Source organism: Paenibacillus sp., from assembly GCF_031177825.1.
In the GTDB taxonomy this organism is placed as follows: Bacteria; Bacillota; Bacilli; order Paenibacillales; family YIM-B00363; genus Paenibacillus_AE.
Genome location: NZ_JAPSKE010000059.1, coordinates 1 through 4032 on the forward strand (window position 1 = coordinate 1; position 4032 = coordinate 4032).

Sequence of the window (4032 nt, forward strand, 5' to 3'; positions counted from 1 at the left end):
TGTGGGGCATCGGCGCGAATCAATTCATCCAGAGCGAAGAGCTGAAGACGCTGAACTACGCGCTGTCGCAAATTCTCGCCGGCGGCATCGCCCGGACGGGCACGGGATCGGCCGCCGCGGTCATGATGATGATCGTACCGATCATCGTGTTCATTATTTCGCAATCGAAAATCATCGAGACGATGTCCGCGTCGGGGATGAAGGAATAGGCCGAGGGGAAGGAGGGAGAACGGATGGTTTGGAAAACGTGGAAAACGCGCATCTTGGCCGGCGCGGCCGTCTGCCTGCTCCTCGGCGCCGGCGCCGGTTCCGCCTCCGCGATGGTGCCGTATAAGACGTACACGTACGACTACGAAGGGAATTACGTCGTATCGCCCGACGCGTACGTACCCGACCGGGTCGTCGGCGCGATCGACATGGGCATCGGCGACGGGACGGGGCTCAATCAGCCCCAGGACCTCGTGACGGGCCCGGACGGCCGGGTGTACATCGCCGATACGGGCCATCACCGCATCGTCGTCCTGGACGAACAATACCGATTCCAACGGGAGATCCGCTCGTTCGCGCGCGCGGACGGAACGGAGGACGGCTTCAACGCGCCGGCGGGCCTCTTCGTGACGGACGACGGGACGCTGTACGTCGCGGATTCGAAGAACGCCAGAATCGTGGCGCTCCGTCCGGACGGGAGCCTCCTGAACGTGTTCGAGGCGCCGGACGCGGACGTGCTGCCCGCGGGGTTCATCTACGAGCCGAGCGCCGTCGGCGTCGATCAGGCCGGCCGCATGTACGTCATCTCCAAGAGCACGAACATGGGGGTCATCGCCCTGAACGCGGACGGCCGCTTCGACGGCTTCGTCGGCGCCGAGAAGGTCGAGCCGAAGGCGCTCGACCTGTTCTGGGAGCTCGTGACGACCGACGCGCAGCGAAGCCGATCGGCCAAGAACGTGCCGACCGAATACAACAACATCGCGATCGACGAGCTCGGCTTCGCGTATGTGACGAGCAGCGCGCTCGACGCGAGAAACCAGCTGCAAGCGATGCGCAACCGGGATCGGAGCAGCCAGTACGCGCCGATCAAGCGGCTCAACAACACGGGCATCGACGTGTTGAAGCGCAACGGGGCGTACCCGCCGGCCGGCGATCTGCAGACGGCCGAGACGGTGTCGCGCTTCATCGACGCGGCGCTGACGGCGGACGGCGTCTACTCGGCGCTGGACGCGACGCAGAACAAGCTGTTCACCTACGACGGCGAAGGCAACCTGCTGTACGCGTTCGGCGGCACCGGCAGCCAGAACGGCGTCTTCCGCGCGGCGGTCGCGATCGCGTACCAAGGCGAGAAGCTGCTTGCGCTCGACGCGAATACGGCGCGGGTCACCGTGTTCGCGCGGACGGCGTACGGCGACGCGATCGCCGAGGCGATCCGCCACCGGAAGGAGCGCAATTACGACGCGTCGATCGCCGCCTGGCGAGAGGTGCTGAAGATGCATCCGAGCTTCGAACTCGCCTACTCCGGCGTGGCGATGTCCCATATGCGCAAGGCGGAATACCGCGAGGCGATGGAAAACTATAAGCTCGCGAACGACTGGGACCAATATTTCAAGGCGTTCGCGGCGTACCGCAAGGAGGTCGCGCGGAACATCATCCTGCTCATTCCGATCGCGGCGGCCGCGCTCGTCTGGCTCGCGGCCCGGTTCTTCGCGTACGCCCGGAAGGTGAACGCCGCCGGATGGAAGAAGGCGGGGAAGCGCACGTACAAGGAAGAACTGCTGTACGCGCTGCACTTGATCGTGCACCCGTTCGACGGTTTCTGGGATTTGAAGCACGAACGGCGGGGAAGCTTCCGCGCGGCCGTCACGATCGTAGCGTTGGTGATGGCCGTCGACGTCTGGCGAACGATGGTCGGGGGATACGTGTTGTTCCCGACCGACTGGCGCGTCATCGAGCTGCACGATACGGCGCTGCGGGTGTTGATCCCGTTCGTCCTGTGGGTTTGCGCCAACTGGGGGCTGACGACGCTGATGGACGGCGAGGGGAGCTTGAAGGATATTTTCATCGCCTCCGCCTACGCGCTCACGCCGATCGTGCTGATCCAGGTGCCCGCCGCGCTGTTCAGCAACGTCTTGACGCTGCAGGAGGTGCAGTTCGTCAACGTGCTGTCGACGATCGCCTACGCCTGGGCGTTCGCGCTCATCTTCGTCGGGGTCATGGTGACGAACGATTACGCGCCGTTCAAGAATTTCTATACGTCCGCCGTATCGGTCGTCGGCATGGGATTCGTCGCCTTCCTCGTCGTATTGTTCATTAACATTTTGCAGAAAATGCAGACGTTCTTCGCGACGATCGTCGACGAAATTACGTTCCGACTGTAGAATAGCCGGGAAAATCGGAGGTTGGCCGCATGAAAGCCAGAGGGATCGTTGCCATATTGACCGCCATCGGAATGGGATCGGCCCTGTTCCTATGGCAGCCGACGCTCATGAAGTCGGAGGAGGAGGAGCCGGCCGCGTCGGCGCCCGCCGCGGAGGCGTCCGCGGAAGCGTCTCCCGCCCTGCAGCCCGCTTCCCCCGAAGCGGGACTCGCGCCCGCCGCGGAGAACGACGACTTGATCCTGTTCTTCGACAACCGCACGGGCGGCATCGCCGTGGAGCATAAGGCGTCGGGCCATCGCTTCTATTCGAATCCGCTCGACGCGGCGGAAGATCCGAAGGCGAGCGACGACATCAAGCAGAAGCTGATGTCGCAGGTGGAACTGCTGTACCGCGCGAAGGGCAAGGAAGGCGAAGCGGAGATGAACAGCTACGCGCATGCCGCGCTGCTCGGGCAGGTGAAGTGGGGGAAGCTTCCGAACGGCATGCGGGTGGAGATGACGCTCGGCCGCGAGGAGCAGCGGCTGCTGCTGCCGCAGCGCATTACGAAGGAGAGCTTCGAATCGTTCATCTTGGAGAAGATCGGGAGCGAACGGGGCAAGCGGCAGGCGCAGGCGTATTACATCCTCGACGAAGGGTCGGGCGTGTATTCGCTCAAGACGTCGCTCAACGACCGCGACAAGCGCGTGCTGGAGGGGCTCGTTCAAGAGGCCGGATACACGTACGAAATGCTGGAAGCGGAGTACGAGAAGATCGGATACAGCGGGGACGACGCCGCGTTCCCGTACTTCAAGCTCGCCGTCGACTACGCGCTCGAAGGGAACGGGCTGACCGCGACGCTTCGGGTCGGCGACATCCAATACGATACGGAGCGGTTCGAGCTCGTGCGGCTGTCGCTGCTCAATTATTTCGGCGCCGGCAAGACGGGCGAGGACGGGTACCTGTTCCTCCCGGACGGGTCGGGCACCTTGATGCGCTTCAACAACGACGGCAGCAAGACGACGCTGCTAACCACGGGGAAGCTGTACGGTCCGGACCGCGCGCTCACCCAGGCGCCTCGCGGCAGCTTCAAGCAGGAATTCCGCGCGCCGGTGTTCGGCATCAAGAAGGGCGACGCCGCGCTGCTCGCCGTCATCGAGGAAGGGGACGCGACCGCGGAAATCAATGGCATGGCGGGCGGCATCGTCCATTCGTGGAACACGGCCTACGCCGCCTTCACGATTCGGAACAAGGATACGTACATCGCCGAGAACGCCTTCGAGCAAGCGCCCTGGATCGTCTACGAGAAAGCGGGCTACGACGGCGACATTGCGCTGCGATACGTGTTCCTCGCCGGCGACGACGCGGATTACGTCGGCATGGCGAAGGCGTACCGCGACACGCTGATCGACCGGGGCGTCTTGAAGCCGGCGGCGCCGGAGGCGCAGGTCCCCTTTTATCTGGAGACGATGGGCGCCGTCGAGGCGATGACGCGGAAGTGGGGCTTCCCGGTCGTCAGCCGCATGGCGATCACCTCGTTCGAGGAAGCCGGAACGATGCTGGAGGAGCTGGCCGCGCGCGGCGTCGGCAGCGTCAAGCTGCGCTACACCGCCTGGTACAACGGCGGCTTCTTCCATACGGCGCCCGCGGACATGAAGACGGAGAAGGCGTTAGGCGGCGCGGCGGG

The 4032-nt window shown here is 64.2% G+C and carries 2 protein-coding genes and 1 pseudogene; all 3 read left to right on the plus strand.

The genetic code is table 11. The features are described 5' to 3' along the window. Positions 1-209 (plus strand): annotated as a pseudogene (locus RIN49_RS28715) (carbohydrate ABC transporter permease); the annotation flags it as partial. 24 nt (positions 210-233) lie between these two features. Then, on the plus strand, positions 234-2369 hold the full coding sequence (locus RIN49_RS28720) for a YIP1 family protein (RefSeq protein WP_309123516.1): 2136 nt from the start codon (positions 234-236) through the stop codon (positions 2367-2369). 29 nt (positions 2370-2398) lie between these two features. After that, positions 2399-4032 (plus strand): DUF5696 domain-containing protein (locus RIN49_RS28725; protein ID WP_309123517.1); only part of this gene is annotated, 1634 nt, incomplete at its 3' end.

What these genes read in the sequence shown, in the direction of transcription:
- RIN49_RS28720 (WP_309123516.1), top strand. Translation starts at nt 234, where the DNA reads ATGGTTTGGAAAACGTGGAAAACGCGCATCTTGGCCGGCGCGGCCGTC.